Origin of the sequence: Halorientalis persicus, from assembly GCF_900110215.1 — an archaeon.
GTDB lineage: Archaea > Halobacteriota > Halobacteria > Halobacteriales > Haloarculaceae > Halorientalis > Halorientalis persica.
In genome coordinates, this window is the sequence record NZ_FOCX01000004.1 from 238,014 (window position 1) to 261,754 (window position 23,741).

22 protein-coding genes are annotated in these 23,741 nt (G+C 67.2%); 9 read left to right on the top strand and 13 right to left on the bottom strand.

Annotated elements, in window-relative coordinates:
* Positions 1-2: 2 nt before the first annotated feature.
* Positions 3-1,979 (top strand): DUF460 domain-containing protein, encoded by a 1,977-nt coding sequence (locus BMX17_RS06675; protein WP_092658704.1) that lies wholly within the window; start codon positions 3-5, stop codon positions 1,977-1,979.
* Here BMX17_RS06675 and BMX17_RS06680 read toward each other — a convergent pair.
* Positions 1,976-2,170, bottom strand: a complete 195-nt coding sequence (locus BMX17_RS06680) for a DUF7470 family protein (RefSeq protein ID WP_092658705.1) — start codon at positions 2,168-2,170, stop codon at positions 1,976-1,978. The two genes, BMX17_RS06675 and BMX17_RS06680, sit on opposite strands and share 4 nt — an antisense overlap.
* Positions 2,171-2,334: 164 nt before the next feature.
* Between BMX17_RS06680 and BMX17_RS06685 the strand changes: the two genes are divergently transcribed.
* Positions 2,335-3,978, top strand: a complete 1,644-nt coding sequence (locus BMX17_RS06685; RefSeq protein WP_092658706.1) for a carboxypeptidase-like regulatory domain-containing protein — start codon at positions 2,335-2,337, stop codon at positions 3,976-3,978.
* Between the two features lie 40 nt (positions 3,979-4,018).
* Here the strand turns inward: BMX17_RS06685 and BMX17_RS06690 are convergent, their stop codons facing one another.
* On the bottom strand, positions 4,019-5,086 hold the full coding sequence (locus BMX17_RS06690) for a zinc-dependent alcohol dehydrogenase family protein (RefSeq protein WP_092658707.1): 1,068 nt from the start codon (positions 5,084-5,086) through the stop codon (positions 4,019-4,021).
* A gap of 206 nt (positions 5,087-5,292) precedes the next feature.
* Here BMX17_RS06690 and eif1A point away from each other — a divergent pair, with 206 nt between their 5' ends.
* The 3 genes from eif1A to BMX17_RS06705 all read left to right on the top strand — a co-directional run bounded on the left by eif1A (position 5,293) and on the right by BMX17_RS06705 (position 7,156).
* Positions 5,293-5,580, top strand: coding sequence for a translation initiation factor eIF-1A (gene eif1A / locus BMX17_RS06695; protein WP_092658708.1), 288 nt, complete (start codon positions 5,293-5,295; stop codon positions 5,578-5,580).
* A 61-nt stretch (positions 5,581-5,641) separates the two neighbouring features.
* Complete coding sequence (rio1, locus tag BMX17_RS06700; protein ID WP_092658709.1) at positions 5,642-6,523, top strand: serine/threonine-protein kinase Rio1; 882 nt, start codon at positions 5,642-5,644, stop codon at positions 6,521-6,523.
* An 84-nt stretch (positions 6,524-6,607) separates the two neighbouring features.
* Positions 6,608-7,156, top strand: coding sequence for a KH domain-containing protein (locus BMX17_RS06705; RefSeq protein ID WP_092658710.1), 549 nt, complete (start codon positions 6,608-6,610; stop codon positions 7,154-7,156).
* Positions 7,157-7,162: 6 nt separating this feature from the next.
* Here the strand turns inward: BMX17_RS06705 and BMX17_RS06710 are convergent, their stop codons facing one another.
* Positions 7,163-8,716, bottom strand: a complete 1,554-nt coding sequence (locus tag BMX17_RS06710; protein WP_092658711.1) for a uracil-xanthine permease family protein — start codon at positions 8,714-8,716, stop codon at positions 7,163-7,165.
* A gap of 51 nt (positions 8,717-8,767) precedes the next feature.
* Positions 8,768-9,262, bottom strand: a complete 495-nt coding sequence (locus BMX17_RS06715) for a hypothetical protein (RefSeq protein WP_092658712.1) — start codon at positions 9,260-9,262, stop codon at positions 8,768-8,770.
* A 210-nt stretch (positions 9,263-9,472) separates the two neighbouring features.
* Between BMX17_RS06715 and thsA the strand changes: the two genes are divergently transcribed.
* Positions 9,473-11,155, top strand: coding sequence for a thermosome subunit alpha (thsA, locus tag BMX17_RS06720; RefSeq protein WP_092658713.1), 1,683 nt, complete (start codon positions 9,473-9,475; stop codon positions 11,153-11,155).
* A gap of 221 nt (positions 11,156-11,376) precedes the next feature.
* Here thsA and BMX17_RS06725 read toward each other — a convergent pair whose 3' ends face one another.
* On the bottom strand, positions 11,377-12,075 hold the full coding sequence (locus tag BMX17_RS06725) for a hypothetical protein (protein ID WP_092658714.1): 699 nt from the start codon (positions 12,073-12,075) through the stop codon (positions 11,377-11,379).
* Between the two features lie 93 nt (positions 12,076-12,168).
* Between BMX17_RS06725 and BMX17_RS06730 the strand changes: the two genes are divergently transcribed.
* The gene (locus BMX17_RS06730) at positions 12,169-13,161 is read left to right on the top strand and encodes an ornithine cyclodeaminase family protein (protein ID WP_092658715.1); all 993 of its coding nucleotides are present in this window, start codon (positions 12,169-12,171) and stop codon (positions 13,159-13,161) included.
* 12 nt (positions 13,162-13,173) lie between these two features.
* Here BMX17_RS06730 and BMX17_RS06735 read toward each other — a convergent pair whose 3' ends face one another.
* Together BMX17_RS06735 and BMX17_RS06740 are read right to left on the bottom strand one after the other, a co-directional pair.
* Complete coding sequence (locus tag BMX17_RS06735) at positions 13,174-14,661, bottom strand: methyl-accepting chemotaxis protein (RefSeq protein WP_092658716.1); 1,488 nt, start codon at positions 14,659-14,661, stop codon at positions 13,174-13,176.
* Positions 14,662-14,763: 102 nt separating this feature from the next.
* Positions 14,764-14,976, bottom strand: coding sequence for a DUF7535 family protein (locus BMX17_RS06740; protein ID WP_092658717.1), 213 nt, complete (start codon positions 14,974-14,976; stop codon positions 14,764-14,766).
* Positions 14,977-15,153: 177 nt separating this feature from the next.
* Here BMX17_RS06740 and BMX17_RS25985 point away from each other — a divergent pair, with 177 nt between their 5' ends.
* Positions 15,154-15,306 (top strand): hypothetical protein, encoded by a 153-nt coding sequence (locus BMX17_RS25985; protein WP_211611299.1) that lies wholly within the window; start codon positions 15,154-15,156, stop codon positions 15,304-15,306.
* A gap of 68 nt (positions 15,307-15,374) precedes the next feature.
* Here BMX17_RS25985 and BMX17_RS06745 read toward each other — a convergent pair whose 3' ends face one another.
* Positions 15,375-15,809 carry a pyridoxamine 5'-phosphate oxidase family protein gene (locus BMX17_RS06745; protein ID WP_092658718.1) on the bottom strand — a complete coding sequence of 145 codons (435 nt, stop codon included), beginning with the start codon at positions 15,807-15,809 and terminating at the stop codon, positions 15,375-15,377.
* A 101-nt stretch (positions 15,810-15,910) separates the two neighbouring features.
* On the opposite strand from BMX17_RS06745, the gene BMX17_RS06750 reads away from it, so the two are divergent.
* On the top strand, positions 15,911-17,767 hold the full coding sequence (locus BMX17_RS06750; protein ID WP_092658719.1) for a bacteriohemerythrin: 1,857 nt from the start codon (positions 15,911-15,913) through the stop codon (positions 17,765-17,767).
* Position 17,768: 1 nt separating this feature from the next.
* Here BMX17_RS06750 and leuS read toward each other — a convergent pair whose 3' ends face one another.
* The 5 genes from leuS to BMX17_RS06775 all read right to left on the bottom strand — a co-directional run bounded on the left by leuS (position 17,769) and on the right by BMX17_RS06775 (position 23,721).
* On the bottom strand, positions 17,769-20,630 hold the full coding sequence (gene leuS / locus BMX17_RS06755) for a leucine--tRNA ligase (RefSeq protein WP_092658720.1): 2,862 nt from the start codon (positions 20,628-20,630) through the stop codon (positions 17,769-17,771).
* 56 nt (positions 20,631-20,686) lie between these two features.
* The gene (locus BMX17_RS06760; RefSeq protein WP_092658721.1) at positions 20,687-21,076 is read right to left on the bottom strand and encodes a DUF7344 domain-containing protein; all 390 of its coding nucleotides are present in this window, start codon (positions 21,074-21,076) and stop codon (positions 20,687-20,689) included.
* A 47-nt stretch (positions 21,077-21,123) separates the two neighbouring features.
* A complete protein-coding gene (locus BMX17_RS06765) occupies positions 21,124-22,728 on the bottom strand; it encodes a bacterio-opsin activator domain-containing protein (protein ID WP_092658722.1) in 1,605 nt (534 codons plus the stop codon).
* Between the two features lie 80 nt (positions 22,729-22,808).
* Positions 22,809-23,264, bottom strand: coding sequence for a peroxiredoxin (locus tag BMX17_RS06770; RefSeq protein ID WP_092658723.1), 456 nt, complete (start codon positions 23,262-23,264; stop codon positions 22,809-22,811).
* Positions 23,265-23,301: 37 nt separating this feature from the next.
* A complete protein-coding gene (locus BMX17_RS06775; protein WP_092658724.1) occupies positions 23,302-23,721 on the bottom strand; it encodes an Hsp20/alpha crystallin family protein in 420 nt (139 codons plus the stop codon).
* Positions 23,722-23,741 lie beyond the last annotated feature (20 nt).

The following is a 23,741-nucleotide window of genomic DNA, read 5'->3' on the forward strand; positions in this document are numbered from 1 at the left end:
TCGTGAACGCCCGTACGAGCGCGCTCGATGCAGTCGTCTTCGGGGTGGACATTCAGAGCGGTGACGTACGCGGGTCGGCACCGTCGTACGCACTGGTCGTCTTCGACGGCGAGTCCGTGAGCCGAGACGTGGTCTCCCGCCGGAAACTCCGCCGGCTGATCGACGACCGGGAGCCGGCCATCGTCGCGACGGACAACACGTACGAACTCGCAGAGGACAAGGACGCCCTGATCCACTTTCTGGGCGAACTTCCCGACGAGACGACACTCGTCCAGGTCACGGGGGCGGAGCGCCCGGAACCGCTCTCGCGGGTCGCCGGCCGGCACAACGTCCCATACGGCAAGGATCCGATGAAGGAAGCCGAAGCCGCGGCACGACTCGCCGCGATGAACGTCGGGCAGGAAGTCTCGGCCTTCACGAACACCACCCGTGTGAAGGTCGCTCGCGGGCGCTCGACCGGCAAGGGCGGCTGGTCGGAGGACCGCTACACCCGCCGCATCCACGGCGCAGTCAAGAAACGGACCCGCGAGGTCGAGTCCGAACTCGACGAGGCCGGGCTCGACTACGACCGGGACGCGACCGAGAAGTACGGCGGGTTCTCGAACGCGGTCTTCGAGGTCGAGGGGCGGCCGACCGACATTCCCGTCTCGGCACACCGCTCGGGCGACGTGCGGGTCGAAATCGAGCGCGAGCGCCGCGACGGCATCGAGTTCCAGCCGCTGGTCAAGCGACGGGATCACGTCATCGTCGGCATCGATCCCGGGACGACGACCGCGGCGGCCGTCGTCGACGTGCACGGCGACGTACTGGACGTGTTCAGCACCCGGACTGCCGACACCGCGGACGTGATCGAGTGGATCATCGAGCGCGGCCGGCCCATCGTCGTCGCCGCCGACGTGGAGCCGATGCCCGAGACCGTCGAGAAGATCCGGCGGAGCTTCGAGGCGGCCGCGTGGGTGCCCGCCAGCGACCTCCCGGTCGACGAGAAGAAACACCGCACCCGCGAGGAGGGGTACGACGACGACCACCAGCGCGACGCCCTGGCGGCGGCGCTGTCGGCGTTCGACGCTCACGAGGGCCAGTTCGAGCGGATCGCCGAGAAGGTGCCGCCCCAGTTCGACCTCGGGGAGGTGCTGGCCCGCGTCGTCGCCGGCGAGGAATCCGTCGAGGCCGTGATCTCGGAGCTGGAACGCGATCCCGAAGAGGACGAGGAGACGACCGAGCACACGCCCCGGGAACTCACCGCCGAGGAGAAAAAGATCAAGCGACTCGAAGCGCGGGTCGACAGGCTAGAGGACCACAACGAGGACCTGAAAGACACCATCGCGCGCAAGGACGAGCGGATCGAGGAGTACGAGCAGGAGCTCTCGGAGGCCCGCCGCGAGGAACGCCGCGAGGCTCGCGAGCGGCGGGAGATCACCCGCCTCGAACGGGAGAACGAACGGCTCGAACGGGAACTCGACGCGGAGCGCGAGCGGGTCGACGACCTGGAGACCAAACTCGAACGGCTGAAGTCGCTGTGGAAACTCGACCACTCGAACTTCGCGGATGTCTCGGAGAAACAGGCCGATCTCGTCCCGGTGAAGGTCATCGAGGAGTTCACCAGAGACGCCATCGAGCACGCCGACGAGGCCTTCGGACTCGCCGAGGGTGACGTGCTCTACCTGCGAGACGGGAGCGGTGCCGGGCGGTCGACCGCTCAGCGACTCACGGACGTGAACCCGCGTGTGGTCCTGCGGGACGGCGGCCAGCTCTCCGAGGCCGCCGACGACCTGCTCTTCGAACACGACGTGCCGGTCGGCCCCGCAGAGGACGTGCGGATTCAGGAGGTCGACGAACTCGCGGTGGCTCGCGAAAGCGAGGTCGAGACCGTGATCGACGACTGGGAGGACCGGGCCGAGGAACGCGAGAAACAGAACAACGAGCAGATGGTGGATCGACTGATCAGCGAACACCGGGCCGACCGCCCGGAGAGCTAGGTCACGTCACCCATTCCCATCCCGAGCGTGCCCAGTATCGTCGTCACGAACCCGTAGGCGACCAGCAACAGTCCGGCGATCACGAAACAGATGCCAGCCGCGATGAGGGGGTTCTCTATCGCAACGACGCCGATCCCACCGAGCAGGAGGACCAGCCCCAGAACTCCTGCCGTCCCAATCTTGTCCAGCATACACTCCCCTCCCGTCTCGGATAGCTTAAAAACGGTGACTCGACACGAGAGGGCCGGTACCGTCGGCTGTAACGGAGATCTCAGCGACGGGAACACGACACAGGTTTATAATTAAATCAGACAGAAAAATTTTAAGCAAAAAATATAGAAATTAAGTGAACACTATGGGGGAGATACGAATCGCAGCAGTAGTCGCCACCCTTGCACTCGGTATCGCAGCTGTGGGGGTTGCGGGTGCAGTCGGTGGCGACACCGTGACAGCAGCCGGCGCGGTTGACGCGTCGCTCGGGACGGTACAGACGAACACGACCGATGGGACGACGAACACCACCGATACGACGAACGGCACGGACTCGACGGACACGACGAACGAGACTGCGACGGGGACTGTCGCGGGGACGGTGACCGACGAGGGTGGCTCGGCGGTGGCGGACGCGACCGTCACGGTCGGATCGGCGACGACGACCAACGCGACCGGGGAGTACGCGGTCACGGTACCGACCGGGACGGACACGCTCGCGGTGTCGGTCGCCGGCGAGCAGGTCGCCACGCGGTCGGTGAACGTGACGGCGAACGCGACGACGGCCGTCGACCTGACCGTCGCGGTGACCGCGACGATCAAGGGGCGGGTGACCGACAGCGACGGCCAGCCGATCAGTCCGGTGCTCGTCGAACTGCGCGAACCCGGCAGGTTCGAGGACATGGCCCAGTTCCCGACCGAGTACGTGGCGCGGACGCAACCGGACACCGACGGGTACTATCAGCTCGCCGCCGACCCGGGCGAATACGACCTCGGTGCCGGGAGCGTCGAGTACGAGATCGAGGTAACGTCCGTCTCGCTCTCGCCGGGTGCGACGCTGACCCGGAACTTCACGATCGAACGGGCTGACGGGGGAATCGCCGGGACGGTCACCGACGAGAGCGGGACGCCGATCCCGAACGCGACCGTGACGACGCTGAACGGCACGGCGTCGGCCGCGACCGATACCGACGGTGCCTTCGATCTCACGATCGCCGAAGGCTCGTACACGGTGGTCGCCGACGCCGACGGCTACCAGCCGACCACCAGCGAGGTCGCCGTGCAGGCGGGCCAGACCACGGAGACCGACCTCTCGCTCACCGCACGGAACGCCTCGGCGTCGCCACTCGGGGTTGCAATCGCCGACACGTCCGATCCGGTCGCGCCGGGCGGGACGGTCGCCGTCGACGCGTCGCTGACCAACCGGCGCGACGAGACGGTCAGCCAGACCGTGGCGCTCGTCGTCGACGGCGAGACCGTCGACGACACGTTCGCCTCGGTGGCCGCCGGTGCGAGCGAGTCGGTCACGCTCGTCTGGACGGCGAGCGCCGACGCCGACGGGAGTTACACGGCGACGGTGCAAAGCGGCGACGCGGCCGCGTCGACCGTCCTCACCGTCGATCCGTCGCTGAACACGTCCGACGGTAGCGGGACCGACGACGGGGCCACCAACGGCGGCACCGACGACACCGGCGGTGCCGACCCGACGTTCGGGACTGGCAACGACTCCAGTGGCGACCTGTTCGAGGGGATCGGGAAGGACTCGGCCGACGCAAACCTGTCGTTCGAGGGGATCGGGAACGACACTGACCCGACGTTCGATGGCGTCAACACGAGCGATTCGGACGCGCCGACGTTCGAGTTCGACACCGGCTCCGATGGCCCGGATTTCGACTTCGAGACCGGATCGGACGCGCCGACGTTCGACTTCGGCACCGACAGCGGGGGGCCGGATTTCGACTTCGAGGCCGGATCGGACGCGCCGGCGTTCGAGTTCCCGTCGGACTAGCCGGACTCCCGTTTTTGCGAGAAAGTGGTCGGAAAAGCCGCTAGAACTCGTTGCAGACGGGGATGCCGACGGTTTCGTAGTTCCCCATGTTGCCGATCACGTCCGGCACTTCTTCGAGCGAGACGGTCTCGGTGACGATCTGGCCGGGGTCGATCTTGCCGCGGGACATCATGCGGAAGATCTGGTCGTACTCGTTGGGTGGCATCCCGAAGGAGCCGTAGAACTCGCGCTCGTCCATGACCATGTTGTCGACCGGCAGTTCGACGTTCCCGTCGTTCTCGCCGGTTGTGAGCCCGATCTGGAGGTGCTGGCCAGCCTTCCCGAGGGAGTTGATGGCGGCCTTGCAGGTTTCGGCGACGCCCAGCGCGTCCACGGCCACGTCGACGCCCTGGGAGGAATCGGTGTGGGCCTTGACCGCCTGGGCGGCGTCCTTTACATCGGTCGCGTTGATGATCTCGTCGGCACCGAGTTCCTCGGCGGCCCAGAGCTGTTCGTCCTTGATGTCGACGGCGATCACGTTTGCCCCGAGCGCGTCGGCGATGTGGACCGCCGAGAGCCCGACCCCGCCACAGCCGTGGACGGCGACCCAGTCGCCGGGCGTGACGTCGACGCGGCTGACCAGGCCGTGGAACGCGGTGGCGAACCGACAGCCCAGACCGGCGACGTTGACCGGATCCACGTCGTCGGGTAGTTTCACGACGTTGTGGTCGGCCTCCCGGACGGGGAACCGCTCGGCGAAAGCCCCGGGGGCCATCCCCAGGAAGCCGAGCGGGACCATGCGGTCACAGATGTTCCCGCGGCCGTCACGGCAGTGCTGACAGGTACCGTCCGAGAGGTTGAACGGGACGGTCACCATGTCGCCCTCGCGGAACCGCTCGACGTTGTCCCCCACCTCGACGACGCGGCCGGCCGGTTCGTGGCCGAAGATCAGTCCTTCCGTCGGGACCACGCCGATGTGTCCCCAGTCCCCCTTCCAGGCGTGCCAGTCGCTCCGGCAGATCCCGCAGGCTTCTGTCTCGACGACCACCTGGTCTTCGTCGGCCGTCGGCTCTTCGACATCCTGAATCTCAAGGGGCTCTTCTACCCCCTGAAAGACTGCTGCTTTCATACAGCCCCTATCAATAGAGACACCGTAATAAAACATTGGTAGGCCTTTTCATACCCCCAATTTTTGAGGTCTATCCGGTTATATGGGGCCGTATTTCATGGGGCGTGCTATCATGCGTGTGCGGGCGGTATCGGACGCTTCGGGGGCTGTTCGTCCGTCTCCTGGTGTTGAAAAACTTAAACCGTCTGCCCGCCGAAGGGGCGACTATGAGTGACAACGAGGGACGCAAAGACCTTCGGATGCCCGACGACGACGAGGTCTTTGCGGTCGTCACGAATATGCTCGGTGCGAACCGGGTACGTGTCCGGTGTATGGACGGTGTCGAACGCACAGCACGCATCCCCGGGAAGATGCAGAAACGCATCTGGATCCGCGAAGACGACGTGGTACTGGTCGAACCGTGGGACTGGCAAGACGAGAAGGCGGACATCACCTGGCGCTACGAGAAACAGGAGGCGGACCAGCTTCGGCAGGAGGGTCACATCCAAGAGTGATGTGTTCCATCGCGGGGTGTGCCGACGGGACTGACTCGCGGGCACGCCGAGAGAGGGCACGATGACCACCGAGTTCGATCTCGTCGACACCGACGATATCGACTCACCGGGCGACGAGTGGGAAGAGATCGACGTCGCCGACACCGAGGCCGACCGTATCGCCCGGAGCCGCGACCGGGAGTTCAGCCAGTTCCGCGAACGGATCAAAGATGCAGACCAGTTCAAGGTCGAAGCATCCGTTTTCGACGACGCGACGTTCGGTGCCCTCTACAAACTCGTCCAGGACGGCCACATCGACGCGTTCGGCGGGCCGATCTCGACGGGCAAGGAAGCCAACGTCTACTCCGCGCTGGGCGGGTCGGCGGCCGCCGACGCGCTGGACGCCGCGGACTCGCCCGAAGTCGCCGTCAAGGTCTACCGGATCAACGCTTCCGATTTTCGGGATATGCGCGGGTACCTCGACGGCGACCCCCGGTTCGACGGCATCGGCTCGAACAAGAGCGATGTCGTCAAGGCGTGGGTCCGCAAGGAGTTCGCCAACCTCAGGCGCGCGCAGGCGGCCGGCGTCCGCGTCCCCGAACCCATCGCCGTCGAGCGCAACGTCCTCGTGATGGAACTGCTGGGGATCGACGAGGGTCGGGCCAAGCGACTGGCGGAGGTCCACGTCGAGAACCCCGAGACCGCATTCGAGGTGGTCCGGGAGTATATGCGCCGCCTCCACAGCGCCGGGCTGGTCCACGGCGACCTCTCCGAGTACAACATTATCCTCCACGGCGAGGAACTGGTCGTCATCGACCTGGGGCAGGCGGTCACTGTCCACCACCCCAACAGCCGCGACTTCCTCGAACGGGACTGTCACAACGTCGCCTCGTTTTTCCGCCGGCAGGGACTGGCGGTCGAGGACGACGACCTGCTGGCGTTCGTGACCGGCGGTGCGGACTGATTGGCGGCCACGGACCGCGACGGTTCAGTGGCGGCCACCGTGCGAAGGCTTGAAAACGCGTGGTATCGTAGTGACGAGCATATTATGCAGCACGTGAAGATACCGCAGGACCGCATCGGCGTGCTCATCGGCGAAGGTGGGGAGACGATGCGCGAGATCGAAGAGCGCGCGGAGGTTCGCCTCGACATCGACTCCGAGAGCGGCTCGGTAAAGGTCGAGACGGTCGGTGACCCCATCGTGGGGCTGAACGGCCCGGACATCGTGAAGGCCATCGGCCGCGGGTTCGCTCCCGAGGACGCACTGGAACTGCTCGAAGACGACCTGATGATGTTCGACGTGGTCGACCTGAAGGCCGCCGCCCGGAACAAGAAAGATATGCGACGGAAGAAAGGGCGGCTCATCGGTGAAGACGGCCGGACGCGGGAGCTGATGGAGGAGTTGTCCGGCGCGGCCGTCGTCATCTACGGCTCGACGCTGTCGATCATCGGCGAGCCAGAACAGGTCGACACCGTCCGGGAGGCCGCCGAGATGATCCTCGACGGCGCGCCCCACGGCTCGGTCTACTCGTTCCTGGAGCGCCGCCACAACGAGATGAAACAGAAGGGTATGGAGTACCACCAGTTCACGGGCTGACGCCGGTTACTCTTCGTTCGTCGTCTCCGCCGAATCCGCCGCTCCTCGTCCGAACCAGTTCGCCCACAGCGGCTGGAAGGCGTCCTCGGCCTCGGAGATGCGGTCCCAGTCGCTGAGCCCGCGCTCCTCGTCGCTCCCGGGGATCGTGTTGTCGAACACCAGCGCCGTGAGGCCGCCGACGGCCATGCCGGTCGTGCCGATCACGTAGGCCGTGTTGGCGACCGCCTCCGTGCCCAGGACCGAGCCGGCGAGGGGGATCCCGGCCAGTCCCGCCTGGAACGTGGCCACGTCGCCGACGTTGGCCATGTACTCGGGGATGGCGAGGCCGACGAAAAGCGAGATGCCGAGGACGAACACGTTCCGCGAGGAGTCCAGATCGACGTACTTCAGGTTCGAGAGGCCGACGGCGACGATCTGGCCGAACATGGCGACGAACAGGCCGCCGACGATGGGGTCGGGCACGGTCGCGACCAGCCGGCCGAAGTAGCCGACGAACCCGACCACCAGCATCACGATCGCGCCGATCTGGACGACTGCGCGCGAGGCCACGCCCGTCAGGCCGATCGCGCCGATGTTCTCCGAATAGGAGGTCGCGCCCCCGGTCCCCATGATTCCGGAGAAGACGTTGGTGAGTCCCTCCATGCCGATGCCGTGGTTGATGCGGCGCTCGCTGGGCATCCCGCTCCCGGTCAGGCGCGCGACGGCGTGGTAGTCGCCGAAGCTCTCGACGATGGAGGCGAGGACGCCGGCGAACATCCCGATGGCGAAGGCCAGCTCGAAGCGGGGCAGCCCCCACTGGAGCGGGTAGATGGGGAACAGCGGCCGGCCGTCGGTGACCGCGCCGAGGTCCACGAAGCCCGGCGCATTCGGGGCGATGACGCCGGTCACGGAGAGGGCGGCTGCGACGACCCAGGCGATCACCACGCCCAGCAGGACGGGGAACAGGCTGAACACGCGGTGACTGCGGTCGAGGTACTGGGAGAACAGCACGATCAGGCCCAGGGTCAGGCCGAGCAACCACCAGTTCGTGGTGGCGGCGGTGACCTGGGGGGTGTCGAACAGCGCCAGGCCGATGAGGGTGATCGTGGGGGCGACGACGACCGGCGAGAGGAAGGCTCTGAGTTTTCCGACGATTCCCAGGTAGCCGATAGCGACCTCCGCCAGCGCGGCGACGATGATCGCGCCCTGGAGGACCTGGAGTTTGGCCTGCCAGCCCGGGAGCCCGGCCGTGGCGGTCGCGGTGGTGACGATGGCGATCGCCGGTGCGAGCATCGAGAAGGGCGCGCCCTGCACGATCGGATAGCGGTTCCCCAGGGTGGTCTGGGCCAGCGTCGCCACGCCGGAGACGACGAAGAAGGTGCCGACGAACCGCGCGGTCACGTCGGTCGGCATCCCCATCGCGCCCGCGAGGATCAGCGGGACGGCGACGTTGGCCCCGACCATCGTCAGGTAGTGCTGGAGGCCGAGCAGTATCGACGGCCAGGTTCCCGGCCAGTCGTCGACCCCGTACTCGACGAACGACGCTTCCGAACTCTCGTCGGCCTCGGCCTCAGTACCCATCGGTCGGGGCTGTGGCCTGGCGGGCAAAACCCCGTCGGTCTCGGCCGACGCTCACTCCTCGTCGTCGTCTTCCAGTGATACGTCCCCGATGGCCTCGGCGATGTCGTCGTCGGCCGCGGCCTCCTCCTCGCTCTCCTCGTCCTCGTCGAGGTCCATCGCCTCTTGCTCGGGCTCGATGTCCTCGTCCAGGCTCGCGGGCTCGCCGCCGGCGGTGTCGTCCGGCTCGCTCGTGGTACTCGGCTCCAGTTCCGCGCCGCCGGTATCGGCACCCGTCGACGCCGTCCCCGTGCCGCCGGATTGCCCGAGGTCGGTGTCGGGGTTCGTCGGTTCGTCCAGGTCGAGCTGTCGTTCGAGCAGTTTCACGCGCTCTTCCAGTTCCGAGACGCGGCTCGCGACCGCCGGGGCCTGTGTCGTCGCCAGATCCGACATCGGGCGGTTGGCGACGATCCATCGGAGGTACGCACCCCGGTCGTCGAACCCCTGGAGCTGTGCCTCCTCGTCCAACTCGGCGACCAGATCGTCGTCCAGACGTAGGCGAATCTCCATCGGTCGAACGTATGTCAACGGGTCACGTAAATCCCGGTGCCTGCCGACCCCTGGGGACTGGAACGGTCGCCTTCGGGCTGTTTAAACCCTGTCGTGGTATCCGGTGACACGCCAGACGGACGGGCCGCCCGTTGGCGGTTTCGACTGTGGGGTACCACAACAGTTATATAGAATGGCAATACAATCTTTTGCTTGACTATGGCTCAGCAGATGGGTAACCAGCCCCTCATCGTACTCTCCGAGGAGAGTCAGCGGACATCCGGGAAGGACGCACAGTCGATGAACATCACGGCCGGGAAGGCCGTCGCCGAGTCCGTTCGGACCACCCTCGGTCCGAAGGGGATGGACAAGATGCTCGTGGGCGACACGGGTAGTGTCGTCGTCACGAACGACGGTGTCACCATCCTTGACGAGATGGACATCGAGCACCCCGCGGCCAACATGATCGTCGAGGTCGCCCAGACCCAGGAGGACGAGGTGGGCGACGGCACGACGACTGCGGTCGTCATCTCCGGTGAACTCCTCGCGAAGGCAGAAGACCTGCTGGACCAGGACATCCACGCCACCATCCTGGCTCAGGGGTACCGCCAGGCCGCCGAGAAGGCAAAGGAGATCCTCGAGGACATGGCCATCGAGGTCGACGAGGACGACACCGACATCCTCGAGCAGATCGCCGCCACCGCCATGACCGGCAAGGGCGCGGAGAACGCCAAGGACACGCTGGCCTCGCTCGTCGTCGATTCGGTTCGCGCCGTCGCCGACGACGAGGGCATCGACACGGACAACATCAAAGTCGAAAAGGTCGTCGGCGGCTCCATCGACGAGTCCGAACTCGTCGAGGGCGTCATCGTCGACAAGGAACGCGTCCACGACAATATGCCCTACGCCGTCGAGGACGCCAACGTGGCCCTGCTCGACACGGCCATCGAGGTCCCCGAGACCGAACTCGACACCGAGGTCAACGTCACCGACCCCGACCAGCTCCAGCAGTTCCTCGACCAGGAGGAGAAACAGCTCAAGGAGATGGTCGACAACCTGAAGGAAGCCGGTGCTGACGTCGTCTTCTGCCAGAAAGGCATCGACGACATGGCCCAGCACTACCTCGCTCAGGAGGGTATTCTCGCAGTCCGTCGGGCCAAGAAGTCCGACATCAAGGCCCTCTCGCGCTCGACCGGCGCTCGCGTCGTCTCCAACATCGACGACGTCACCGAGGACGACCTCGGCTTCGCCGGCTCCGTCGCCGAGAAAGACATCGGCGGCGACCAGCGCATCTTCGTCGAGGACGTCGAGGACGCCAAGGCCGTCACGATGATCCTGCGCGGCGGTACCGACCACGTCGTCGACGAGGTCGAACGCGCAATCGAGGACTCGCTGGGCGTCGTGTCCGTCACCCTCGAAGACGGGCAGGTCCTGCCCGGCGGCGGTGCCCCCGAGACCCAGCTCGCCCTCGGTCTGCGTGACTACGCCGACTCCGTGGGTGGCCGCGAACAGCTCGCCGTCGAGGCCTTCGCGGACGCCATCGACGTCGTCCCGCGCACGCTCGCAGAGAACGCCGGGCTCGACCCCATCGACTCGCTGGTCGAGCTCCGCAGTCAGCACGACGGCGGCTCCACCACGTCCGGGCTGGACGCCTACACCGGTGAGGTCGTCGACATGGAGGAAGACGGTGTCGTCGAACCCCTCCGCGTCAAGACCCAGGCCGTCGAGAGCGCGACCGAAGCCGCAGTCATGATCCTGCGCATCGACGACGTCATCGCGGCCGGCGACCTCAAGGGTGGCCAGAGCGACGACGACGGTGACGAAGGACCACCTGCCGGCGGACCCGGCGGCGCGCCCGGCGGTATGGGCGGCGGCATGGGCGGCATGGGCGGCGGCATGGGCGGCATGATGTAAGCCCACTTTTTGCACGCTCGTCGCGCCAGAGGCGCGACTCGCGGCAAAAACTTGGGGAAAATCTCGGCGTCCTCCCGTTCGTCGGACGCCGAGGTTCCGCGCGCTCGGGCCTGACGGCCCTCGCGTGCGGTACGATACCCAAGTGTCCGCCGCACCGCACCCGCATCGCTCCGTCGAACGCAACGTACGCTTTCTTTCGGTACCGCTCGACCAGCGACGGCTCAGTCGTTCCCGAACCAGACCGCCCCGTAGTTCAGGCGCTCGACCACTCGTTCGCCGGTCCCGACCCGCTCGTAGCGCAGTCGGTAGGACATCACGACGCCGCTGGGCTCGACTTCCAGCAGGACCGAGACGTTCCGCGCTCGCTCCCCGAACACCGTTGCCGTCGTCGCGTTGGCCCGGTAGTAGTACGTCGTCGTCCGCAGTGGGACCCCGCTGGGATTGTCGGCCCGAACCAGTTCGACCGCCGAGAGAACCGGCCCCAGTCGATCCCGGAACGACGGTGAGAACGACCGGTTGTCCCCCGACCGTGCTTCGGTTCTGGTGCCGTCGTCGCTCGCCGTCGTCACGGTCCAGGTCGTCGTGGTGTTCGCGCCGCGGTCGACACGACCGTCGATCACCCGGCGCCGGACCGTCCCGTTCGCGGCGGTGACCGTCCGCTCGTAGGTGAACAGGGCCGAGGCGTTCCGGAGTCGCTCGACGTGCCCGGTCACGAGTGCGTCGGGGTCGACGACCCCAGCACGAGTCGCGCCCGGAGCGATCCGCGAGCGTGCGGTCGCGGTCGGCGTCGCCTCGGGCGTCGGGACCGTGACCTCTGGCACGGAGACGGGCCCGGGGGTCTCGGGGTCGTCGGCGGCGAACCCGGCACAGCCGGCCGCGAGGACGGCACAGCACAGCAAGACCGGCGCGAGGCGGGACATGACCACTGGTAGGACTGTGCTGGGATAAACCTCGGGGCGGGCTCGGCAGGGTGCGGGGTTGGAACTAAGTCGCCCGGCCGACCAGATGCGGGTATGGAGACGTTGCTGTTGAACCCGGCCGCCGTCGAGGAGAGCGCCCAGTTACCGGCGGTCGTCGACGCCGTGGAGGCGGCCTTCGCCGCCTACGCCCGCGGTGACGCGACGATGCCCGCCAAGTCCTACATCGACCTCCCGCAGTACGACGGGGACTTCCGGTCGATGCCGGCGTTCATGGACACCGGCGAGTGGGACGGCGCGGGCGTCAAGTGGGTCAACTCCCACCCGTCGAATCCCGACGACCACGGCCTGCCGACCGTGATGGGGACGATGATCTACTCCGACCCCGAGACGGCCGTCCCGCTGGCGATCATGGACGGGACGACGCTCACGATGAAACGGACCGGCGCGGCCGCCGCTGTCGCCACCGACCACCTCGCGGTCGAGGATGCCACCACGCTCGGCCTCGTCGGCGCGGGCGTCCAGGCCCACGCCCAACTCGACGCCATCGCCACCGTCCGGGACATCGAGACCGTCGTCGTCGCCGACAAGGACTCCGACGCCGTCGAGGCGTTCCGTGCGGACGCCGCAGACGAGTTCGACGTTCGGGAAGGCTCCATCGCCGACGCTGTCGGCTGTGACGTGGTCTCCACGACGACGCCGGTCCGCGAGCCCATCGTCCCCCGCGAGGCCGTCGGCGAGCACACCCATATCAACGCGATGGGGGCCGACGCCGAGGGGAAACACGAACTCGCCGACGAAATTTTGCTCGACGCGAAACTCGTCATCGACGACCACGGTCAGTGTACCCACTCCGGGGAGATCAACGTCCCCTACGCCGCCGGGACGCTGACCGACGACGATATCCACGCCGAACTGGGCGACGTCGTGGTCGGCGAAGCCAGTGGCAGAACCGACGAGGACGGCATCACCGTCTTCGACTCCACGGGACTGGCTATCCAGGACGTGGCCAGCGCCCACGTCGTCTACGAGTACGCCCGCGACCACGACGTGGGCGAGTCGATGGCACTCGTCGGGACCGATCTGTGAGCGGCCTCGCGGTCACTCGGCCTCGGTCAGCCGAGTAAGTGACTCGTTGACTTCGCCGATCGACGCGGTCTGTTCCTGGTTGGCGGCGGCGACGTCCTCGATCTCGGCGGAGACGTCCTCGGCGCGCTCGACGATCCCGTCGATCATGCTCGCGATCTCCTCGGTACTCGCGGCCTGGTCGTCGGTCGCGTTCGACACCTGCTCGACGCCGTCCGCTGCCTCCTTCGCGACCTCGGTGATCTCGTCGAGGCGATCCACGGCCCGCTCGACCCCGTCGATCCCCGCCTGGACCTCCCGGGCCATCGCGTCGAGGCTCTCGACGGTCTCCGCGGCGTCGGCCTGGATCGCCCGGACCATCGACTCGATCTCGCTCGCGTTTGCCTGAGACTCGCCGGCCAGCTCCTTGACCTCGTCGGCGACGACGGCGAAGCCCTCCCCGGCCTCGCCGGCGCGTGCGGCCTCGATCGAGGCGTTCAGCGCGAGGATGTTCGTCTGATCGGCGATGTCGTTGATGATCTCGACGACCGCGTCGATCTCCTCGATGCGGTTCCGGAGGTCCTCGACCTCGTCGGTGACCGACGCCGTCGAGTCGCCCACGTCGTTCATCACGTCGATGGCCTGCTCACCGGCCTCGCGCCCCTCCTCGGCGAGGTTCGCGGCCTCCCGGCTGGTCGAAGCCACCTCGTCGGACGTGGAGGCGATCTCCTCGACGGTCGCGCTGAGATCGGATATCTCGTCGGCCACCGCCTCGATCTCGTCGGACTGTCCGTCGGCCAGGTCACTGATCTGACTGGCGCTCTCGGCCACGTCGGCCGCCGACCGCTCCAGTTCGTCGGTCCGGGTACCGATGTCGTCGACCACCTCCGCCAGTCGCTCGCCCATCTCGTTGACTGCGTCCACGACCGCCAGCAGGTCCTCGTCGATCCGCTCGGACTCGTAGCTGGCCCGGGCGCGCAGGTCCCCGTCCGCCATCGCCCCGAGCGTCCGGATCACTTCGTCGATCAGTCCCTGCAACTCCCGCTCGCGCTGGACTTCCTCGGTTCGGTCCCGGACTTTCTCGACGACACCGACCAGCTCCCCGTCGTCGTACATCGGGGCGGCGCTGAACTCGATGTCGCGCTCGGTGCCGTCGGCCGCGAGCATCGTGCTCGTGTCCCGGTACAGCGTGTAGTCGACGTCCTCGACCCGCGGGACGCCGAACTCCTCGTCGGCCGATTCCGGGGCGTCCAGTACCTTGTCGGCCAGCGTCTTCGACCGACGGCCGTCGTGGTAGAACGCCTGACTCGCCATCTCCATGGACTTTGCCTCGGCCTCGTCGTGGCCCGTCAGCCGCCGTAGCTCGTCGTTCCACGTGACGACCTCGTGGTCGGCGTCCAGCACGAAGATCGCCGCGTCCACGTGATCGAGTATCGGGCCAAAGGAGAGCGGGAACCGGAGATCGTCCGCACCCGTTCTGTCGCTCGCCGTCACTCCGTCCGCAGTTCCGTCCTGTGACGCCATGGTTCTCGCCGAGGGGTTTCTGAGACCCACACAATAACCTATCGGAGGGTTTCGGAGAACGATGGCGGAAAAACAAGTTCTGTGGGATTTCTCACTGTTTCTCTACTCGTCTTCGCTATCGAATAAACTAGTGATAAGTTTCCAGACGAGCCAGCCGAACCCGCCGAGGATAGCCAGCGGCAGGACGGCCACGACCATCACGAGGACGATCGCCCAGCCGATCACGTCCATCTCCGCGTCGGGTCGCCCGGCGTACGGCGGTGTCACGGTCCGAAGCGGCTCCGATAGCGGTGACTCGGTGTCTCGCTCGGTCACGCCGCCTGCTCCAGGAACGGACCGATAAAACACCGTGATCGTTCGCCGATCGCAGCTGTCGCCGTCTCGGTAAGCTCCGTCTACGCCGGGGCCGCCATCGGTCGGGTGTCGGTTTCTCACCCCAAAGCCGACGGTACTGTTTTCAATCTTGTGGCCGTTGGGCTCGATATGCCATATATGTCGGGTGACGATTTCAGCGTTCACGCCGACGACTGCGCCAAACAGGAGTCGGGGTGGATGCCGCTGTCGGACCTGCCGGACGAGGTGAATTCGCTGGACGACCTCGACTGTGACTGCTGGAACGAGTACGACTCGCTCACGGAGGTGTAGCGGACGGCGGCGGCTCGATCCGGGGGCCGTTTCGGCTGCATCGTCGCGGTCTCCCGGTGTGGCGTCGTTCAGGGGCCGCCCACGTCGAACGCTCGCCCGCTCCAGTCTTCGATCTGTAACTCGAAGGGCGTCACCGCCGACGCGTCGCTCCAGGTGACCGGGTTGGGGACCGACTGTGCGCTCCGGGCGAGCGTGGCGAGCGCGGATTCGGCCGCCTGGTAGCTCGTCTCGACCAACCGGCCGCTGACGACGACGCTGCGCCACCGCCGTCCCGGCTCGGTCTCCTCGTAGACGGTGAATCCGACCGCGTCGTCGCGGTCCAGACAGCGCCGCTTGCGGGTCTCGTCGTCGCCTTCGAGCTGGAGGACGAACAGGTCCGCGTCGGGGTCGTACCCGAACGACACCGGGAGTGGGTAGGGGTGTTGTCCCCCGTCCAGGGCGAGGACGCCGACACGGTTCCCGGTGAGGACCTCGACGATCTCCGCGTCGCTGAGCTGTCGCATTCCCCCGATACCACACACGCCGACCTAATGACTGTCGGGCGTATTTTCACACGCCGGGAACCCGTTGTCTCCTTTTTCAGCCACCGCGGTCTATCTCGACTATGACCTCTCGTTCCGGCGAGACCTTCGCCGAGTGGGACGACGACCGGTACAGTACTGGTATCGAGCGGTTCGACGAACAGCATCGACGACTGTTCGGACTGTTGAACGATCTGCACACTGCGATGGACGAGGGGCACTCGGAGGAGCGGGTGGGGGACATTCTGCGGGAACTGGAGCGGTACACGGAGTATCACTTCGGCGACGAAGAGGAGTTCATGCAGGACTGTGGGTACGCGATGGACTGTGCGGACTGCTTTTTCGACCACCGGGAGATGCACGAGCAGTTCGAGGAGAAGGTCCGCGAACTCCGCGAGCGACACGAGAACGGCGAGTACGTCACGATGGACGTGCTGGTGTTCGCCCGGGACTGGCTGGACTCACACATCGCCGCGGCCGACGAGGACCAGCGATACAGCGACTACTACGAGTCCGAGGTCGACGCGGACTACGAGTACAGTCCGGGGACGCTGAAACGCGACCGCGCGACCGACGACGCCGGTTCCACGGACGACACGCCCGAGACCGCTGGCGACGCCGAGGAGGCCGACGTCGTCGAGGACCAGTCGGTCACACTCGGGAGCGAAGTCGAAGACGGCGGGTCGCTCGCGGTCCCCGCGGAGTCGATGGCGACCTGGTTCACGGACATCGCGGAGGCCCACGGCGACCGGACGGCCGCGCTCGTCCCCACGGGCGACGGGTACGCCGAGCGGACCTTCGACGACCTCTACGACCGGGCACGGGCCGTCGCCGGCGGTCTCCTCACGACCGACCTCACGCCGGGCGACCGGGTCGCCGTCCCGCTCCCCTCGGGCTACGAGTGGTCGGTCGTCGACCTGGCCTGTCACCTGGCCGGGCTGGTGTCGGTGCCGCTGTACCCCTCCGCGGCCGACGACCGAATGTGTGAGCGTGCCGAGCGGGCAGGCGTCGACGGCCTGGTCGCGGACGTGGACACGCCCGTCGCGGTCCAGGAAGCCGCGGATACGGTCGTCCACGTCGACGACCTCCCGACCGCCGATCCGCGGGCACTCCCCGGACTCGAGGCCGATCCCGACGACCCGGCGACGGTGGTCTTCGACGTGGGCACGCCGACCGACCGGGGCTGTGTGCTGACCGGGCGGAACCTGCGGGCGGCCGTCGCCGCGCTGGACGCCGAGTTACCGCTCGATCCCGGCGCGACCGGTACCTGTTTCCTGCCGCTGGCACACGCCTACCAGCGCGTCCTCACCTACCACCTCTGGTCGTCCGGCGGCGCGGTCGCGTACGCGCCGTTCGAGGACGCCATCGACCGACTCGGGGAGATCGACCCCGACGTCCTCGTCGGCGTGCCAAAACTCTACCAGCAACTCTACGGGACCCTGCAGGACCGGATCGGCGATATGGGCTGGATGAAGCGAAAACTCGCCGGGCGCGCGACCGCCTACGGCCGGGGCATCCTCGCGGGCGAGGGGACGCCGCTGAAGTACCGCGCCGCGAAACGGCTGGTCTTCCGCCCGCTCCGCGAGGCGTTCGGCCTGGGTGATCTGGAGTACGCCCTCTCGGGGCTGGAACGGCTCGACGACCACCTGATAGAGTTCTTCCGCGGGGTCGGTGTGTCCCTGACGGAACTGTACGGCCCCGTCGAGACGGCCGGTGTCGGGACCCTGAACCGCGCCGCGTCGTTCCGACCCGGCACCGACGGAACGCCGATGGCTGGCACCGAACTGGCGCTGGCCGAGGACGGGACCGTCCTGCTGGGCGGCCCGACCGTGATGGACGGCTGTCTCGACGAGCAAAACACGGCCCACGCGCTCCGCGACGGCTGGTACTACACGGGAACCGAGGGGCGTCTCGAGGACGGTCGACTCTCGCTGGAGTGACCTACGCCAGGTGGATCGCCGGTCGGAACGGGACCGCGCTGTCGGCCTTGCCGTCGGGGTCGTCGGCGTCGGGGTCGTCCTCGGCGTAGACCTCGACGGTGGCGTCGAACTCGGTCTCGAGGAAGGCCTCCGCGTCCTCGTAGACGGCCTGTTCGTCGACGCCCGCCAGCGCGGCGAGCTCGTCGTCGTCGCGTTCCCGAACCAGTTCCACGAGGTCCTGCACGAGGTCGTTGACCGCGTCGCCTTTCTCGCGGAGGTCCGGGTCCTCCATGACCTGGCCCATGACCGCGCCGACGTTCGTGCCGGTCTCCCGGACCGTCTCGAACACGTCGCGTTTCCAGTCGGCCGCGACGTAGACCCGCACCGTGTCGGGGTCGGTGCCGGTCACGTCCACGATGTCGTGGATGTCGTCGGTGACGCTCTCGACCAGTCGCTCCCGGCGCTCGACGCGTTCGTCCTCGAACGCGGGGTCGGGTTCAGGCCAGTCGGCGTCTTCGGCCGGCTCGCCGGTCAACTGCTCGTGGAGTTCGTTCGTCATGAACGGGACGAAGGGCGCGAGCAGGCGCAGGCGCGTCCGCAGGACCTCACGGAGCGTCCACTGTGCGCCCTCGCGGTCGAGGTCGGCCCGCCGCCGGTACCACTTCAGGTGTTCCTCGAAGCTGTAGAAGACCGCCTGGCTCGCCGTCCGGGTCTCGAAACCGTCCATGGCCTCGGTCGCTTCTCGAACCGTCCCCTGGAGCTTCGAGAGGAGCCAGCGGTCGACGTGTTCGAGGTCGGGCTGTTCGTCGGGTACGTCGAAATCGAGCACTTCCTGGGCCCGGCTCCAGAACCGCTCGAGCTGGTCGCGCGTACTGCCCACGAGGTCGTCGCGCCAGTCGTAGTCCTGCCACGGCTCCGCGGAGTTCAAGAGGAAGAACCGAACCGTGTCGGCCCCGTACTCGTCGATTGCCTTCGAAGGTAGAACTACGTGGCCCTTCGAGGAAGACATCGCTTCCCCTTCGAGCAGGCCCATGCCCATGATCGTGATGCCCTCGGGCCACTTGCTCTCGTCGAACAGTTCGCCGTGGTGGAACTGGAAGAAGGTGAGGTGGTTGTTGATGAGGTCGTTGCCCGAACAGCGCCAGTCGACGGGGTACCAGTGGTCGAACTCCTCGTGGAGGTCGAGGGCACGCTCGTCGGGATTCTCGACGGCGTCCTCGCCGTAGAAGAGGGCGTCGAAGAAGTCGGTGTCGAGGTCCTCGGGCGGAACGTCCTCGATCCGGTGGGCGATGGTGTAGTAGGACATGTAGATGGTCGAGTCCGACAGGGGCTCGATCACGAAGTCCTCGTCCCACGGCAGGCGGGTGCCCAGCCCGTAGTTACGGATGCAGGGCCATTCGTTGAGCCAGTCGATGGTGTGGTCGTACTGGTCGCGGGTGTTCTCCGGGATCGTGTCGATCCCGGAAAGCACCTGGTGGGCCTTCTGCTTCCATTCGGCGTCGTTGTAGCGCAAAAACCAGGTGTCCTGTTTGGCGACCTCCACGTCGCCGCCACAGCGACAGACGACCTCCTCGGTGAACTCGTACATCTCGTCGAACGCGCCTTCCGCGGCGTAGTGGGCGCGGAACTGTTCGCGGACGTTCTCGACGGTCATGCCCGCGAACTCGCCGTAGTCGTCGTGCATGACTCCCTGGTGGAACTCGGCCTGGTAGAGGTCGGCCGTCACGTCCGCCAGCTCGGGGTCGTCCGAGGATTCGATGCCGGCCGCTTCGACGGCGGTCTTGGCGGGAACGTCGCCGTACTCCTCGATGTCGAGGATCGGGATCGGCTCGATATCGGCCACGTCGGCGGGGTCGATCCCGTACTCGCGCAGGCGCTCCTCGTCTTCTTTGGCCTCCTGGAGGGCGAGGTAGTCGTCCGGCGAGTGGGCCGGGACGGACATGACGACGCCGGTGGCGTTGTCGGTGTCGACGAACGTCGCCGGCAGGATCAGCACCTCGTCGCCGGTGATCGGATTGGTGACCGTCTCGCCGATCAGGTCCGCGCCCGACAGTTCCTCGTGGATCTCGATGTCGCGTTCCTGCAGACGCAGTTTCTCGACGGCCGCGCTGGAGACCACCCACGTCTCCGAATCCACCGTGGCTCGCACGTACTCGCCGTCCGGATGGGCGTAGGCGTTCGTGACGCCCCGGACGGTCTCGGGCCGGAGTGTGGCCATCGGGGCGATCACGTCGTCACTGCCGATCTCGCCCTCGAACTTCACGAGCGTGTACTCCTGGAACTCGGCCTCCTCGCCTTCGAGCAGGTCGTGGGTGGTGACCGGGTTCTCTTCGTCGGTGCAGAACTTCACGGGGTGGAGCCCCTTCTCCAGCAGGCCCCGTTCCTTGAGCCGTTCGTACTGCCAGGTGATGAACTTCGAGTAGCGCTCGTCGTTGGTCGTGAACTCCCGCCGCCAGTCGATGGAGAGCCCGAGTTGCTTCATCCCCGACTTGTAGTGGTTCTCGATGAAGTAGCGGGCGTAGCCCATCGGGGTCTCGAGGTCTTCGAGCGTGTCCTCGGGAACGTTGTAGGTATCTCGCAGGACCGACAGCTGGTCTTCCTCGCCTTTCTTCAGGCGCTCGACGGCACCGATGATCGGCGTGCCGGTGACGTGCCAGGCGATGGGAAAGAGGACGTCGTCGCCCTGGAGCCGGCGGTAGCGGGCGTACACGTCGGGGACGGTGTAGGTCCGGCAGTGTCCGATGTGCATCCCGCCGCTCGGATAGGGGTAGGGAACGGTGATGAACGTCGGCTCGGCCTCGCCGTCGGGATCGGCCTCGTACCGTCCCGCCTCGGCCCAGCGATCACGCCACCTCGTTTCGAGTTCCTGGGGCTCGTAATCCATATCCTACGGTTCCCTCGGCAAGCCTAAAAGAACTCCCTATCCGACTCCTGGCCCGTTCACTCGCCGCTCGTCAGATCGGTGGGCACCCACCCGAGGGTCGTCGGCAACTCCGCACCCAGCGTCGTCAACCGGACGGCGTCCCGGTGGTCGGGGTCGGCCCACCTGACCAGCCCCACGTCGATCAGTTTCGGCAGGTGGACGTGATACAGCGAGGTTTCGACCTCGGTGTAGGCCGCGTCGTCGTCGCCGGCCGTCTCGGTCGTGGCGACGTACGTCGCGACGTGCTCGACCGGGACCGCGCGCCCCTCGCTGCGGAGGTACGCGAGGACGCGGCGACGACGGGCGTGGGCGAGCGCTCTGAACAACTCGTCCCGGGTGGTGTTCCCCTCGACCGGCGACCCGACCGGACCGCCGCTACGCTCGCCGAAGGGTCCGTTCTTACCCATTGTGTATACGTCTCTGCTCCTGGCCTATGAGTGAGACGGGTAAAGAATTAGCACCCCTCCTCGGGCGCGACCACCGCACCGGCGAGTTTCGCCTCGGCGTGTCTGAGATGCTTGTGGAAGGTCGGTGCCGAGACGCCCATCGACGCCGCGATGTCCTCGCCGGTACTCTCGCGTGGCCAGTTGAAGTAGCCGGCCCGATAGGCCAGTCGGAGCGCCGTCCGCTGCCGATCCGAGAGTCGGTCGAGCAGCGACGACCGGAACTGCCGTTCGGTCTGGATCGACCGGTCGGCCTCCCGCCGGGCCGCCAGCGTCACCGTCTCGAACTTCGCTCGCAGGGCCGCCAGCAACTCCCGCGTGCCGTCCGCGTCGGGCAACTCGACCGTGACCGTCGCGTCACCACACTCGAAGTCGAGCTCCCGGACCGACCCCCCGTGTTCGGCGGTCACCCGGTGGAGCGTCGGTTCGGGTGGCTCGACTCTGACCACGCACGCGTCGTCGTGTTCGCTGACGATCTCGAACCGCTCGACGCCGGGCCAGTCGCCCTCGATCGCACGGATCCGGTCGGTCGCCGCACTGTGAACGGTGACGTAGTGCTGGGGCCGCCCGTCCGACGTGGCCACGACGCCCTCGACCGTGACGCGACAGTCGAGCCGTTCGGACAGCGCCGACAGGACCGAGCCGCCGTCACGGACCCGGAGCGTCACCTCGGTCACGCGGCCGGTCATCAGCGTCCGCCGAGCCCGGCGACAGCAGAGCGCGTTCCCGATGGCGGTTCCGATGTCCGCGAACGCCGTCTGTTCGGCCGGGCCGAGAGCGTCGGCTCCCGTCGCCGTCACGACGAGCACGCCGTACACCGTCTCCCCGTGAGCGAGCGGGACGGCCGCCACTGTCGTCCCGGTCTCCGCCAGCGCGGGCGGGAGGTCCCGGGCGGCGTCGGTCCCGGCTACCTGCACCGCCGCGGTGTCGACGGCGCGTCCGATCGGTCCGTCCCCGTCCGTCGGGAGCGTCACGTCGTCGACCCCGGCGGTCGCGTCCGGCTCGAGGACCGCGTCACTGCAGTGGCTCCGGCCGAACCAGACGGCCCGGTACTGTGGAACGGCCGCCAGCCGCTCACAGACACGCTCGGCCAGTTCGACGCGCGTCGGGGCCGTCCCCAGTTCGCGGCCGAGGCCGCGGATGCGGTCGGTCAGCGGTGGCTGGGCGGATCGGCCAGCGGTCGGTTCGTCCCGTCGATCAGTGGCTCCGTCTGGCTTCTCGACCTGCTGTGGGTGGAGTTCGCCGAGACTCGCCCACGTCCCGGACCCGCCACCGAGTGCCTGCAGGCGGACGGTGCAGGGGATCCGGTCGCCGCCGGCGGTGTCGAGCGTGACGGCGATGTCGGTCCGGCACAACTCGCCGCGCTGGCGGGCCTTCCCGAGCGCGACACCGTACCGCTCGCTCCCGTCCGCACCCAGCAACGTCGAGACGTGTTCGTCGACGACCTCGGCGTGGTCGTACCCCGTGAGCCGGCAGAGCCCGTCGTCGACTTCGACGACCGTCCCGTCGGCGGCCAGCTGATATCGTCCGGCCTGCCCGTTCGTCGCCGCGGGTGCCCCGCCCCGCCCGCCCCCGTCGTGCCCAGCAGTGTCCGCCGGCGACCTCTCGTCGACCATGACATACCGTTTCGATATCCACTACTAAAAAAACTACCAGCGTGGAAATTTTATCACCACTCGTACCGTACTGGGCCCCGTCACTCCAGCGCGACGACGCCGTCGTCCAGCAGTTCGAGCAGGAGGTCGCGGGCGTGGCCGTCCGGGTTCACGCCGGTGTGGACGCGCTCGACGGTCCCGTCGGTGAGGACGAACGTCGTCCGGGGCGTCGCGTCGCCGGGCGCGTCCAGGGGGACGCCGAAGGCCGCCGCCACCTCGCCGTCGGGGTCTGCCAGCAGGTCGAACTCGACGCCGGTCTCCGTGGCGAACTCGCGGTGGGACTCGGCGTCGTCGGTCGACACGCCGTATACCGTGACGCCGGCGTCGTCGTACGTCTCGCGTTCGCGTGCGAACTGTTCGGCCTCGGTCGTACAGCCCGGCGTCCCGTCCTCGGGATAGAAGTAGACCACCGTCGGGTCGGTAAACGTCGGCGAGATGGACTCGCCGTGCTGGTTCCGTGCCGTCACGTCGGGTGCCGGGTCGCCCGGTTCGAGCATACCCAGCAGTTCGACGGCCGACGGGAAGGCCGTTGTGCTAGTTCACCGGGATGTCCGTTCCCTCGTTGGCCTCCTGTTTCGGGAGCGTGATCGTCAACACACCGTTGTCGTAGCTCGCTTCCGCGGACTCCTTCTCGACGCGATCGGGCAGTGGCACCGTCCGACTCATCGAGCGACGGGTCCGTTCCTGCCGGAGGTACTGGTGGTCCTCGTCTTCGGTTTCGCTGGTCGTCTCCTGGCTGGCGGCGATCCGCACCGTCCGCGGGTCGGGTAGCGTCACGTCGATGTCGTCGCTGGTGTAGCCGGGCACGTCGGCCGTGACCTCGAAGGCCTCGCCCGTATCGGCCACGTCGACGGCGACGCTGCCACCCGGTCCGGCCGCCGGGAGCTCCGAAAATTCGCTGCTGATCCGGTCGAACAGACGGTCGATCTCCTCGAATGGGTTCTGTCGATCCATGAGCTCACCCCACCGGGACT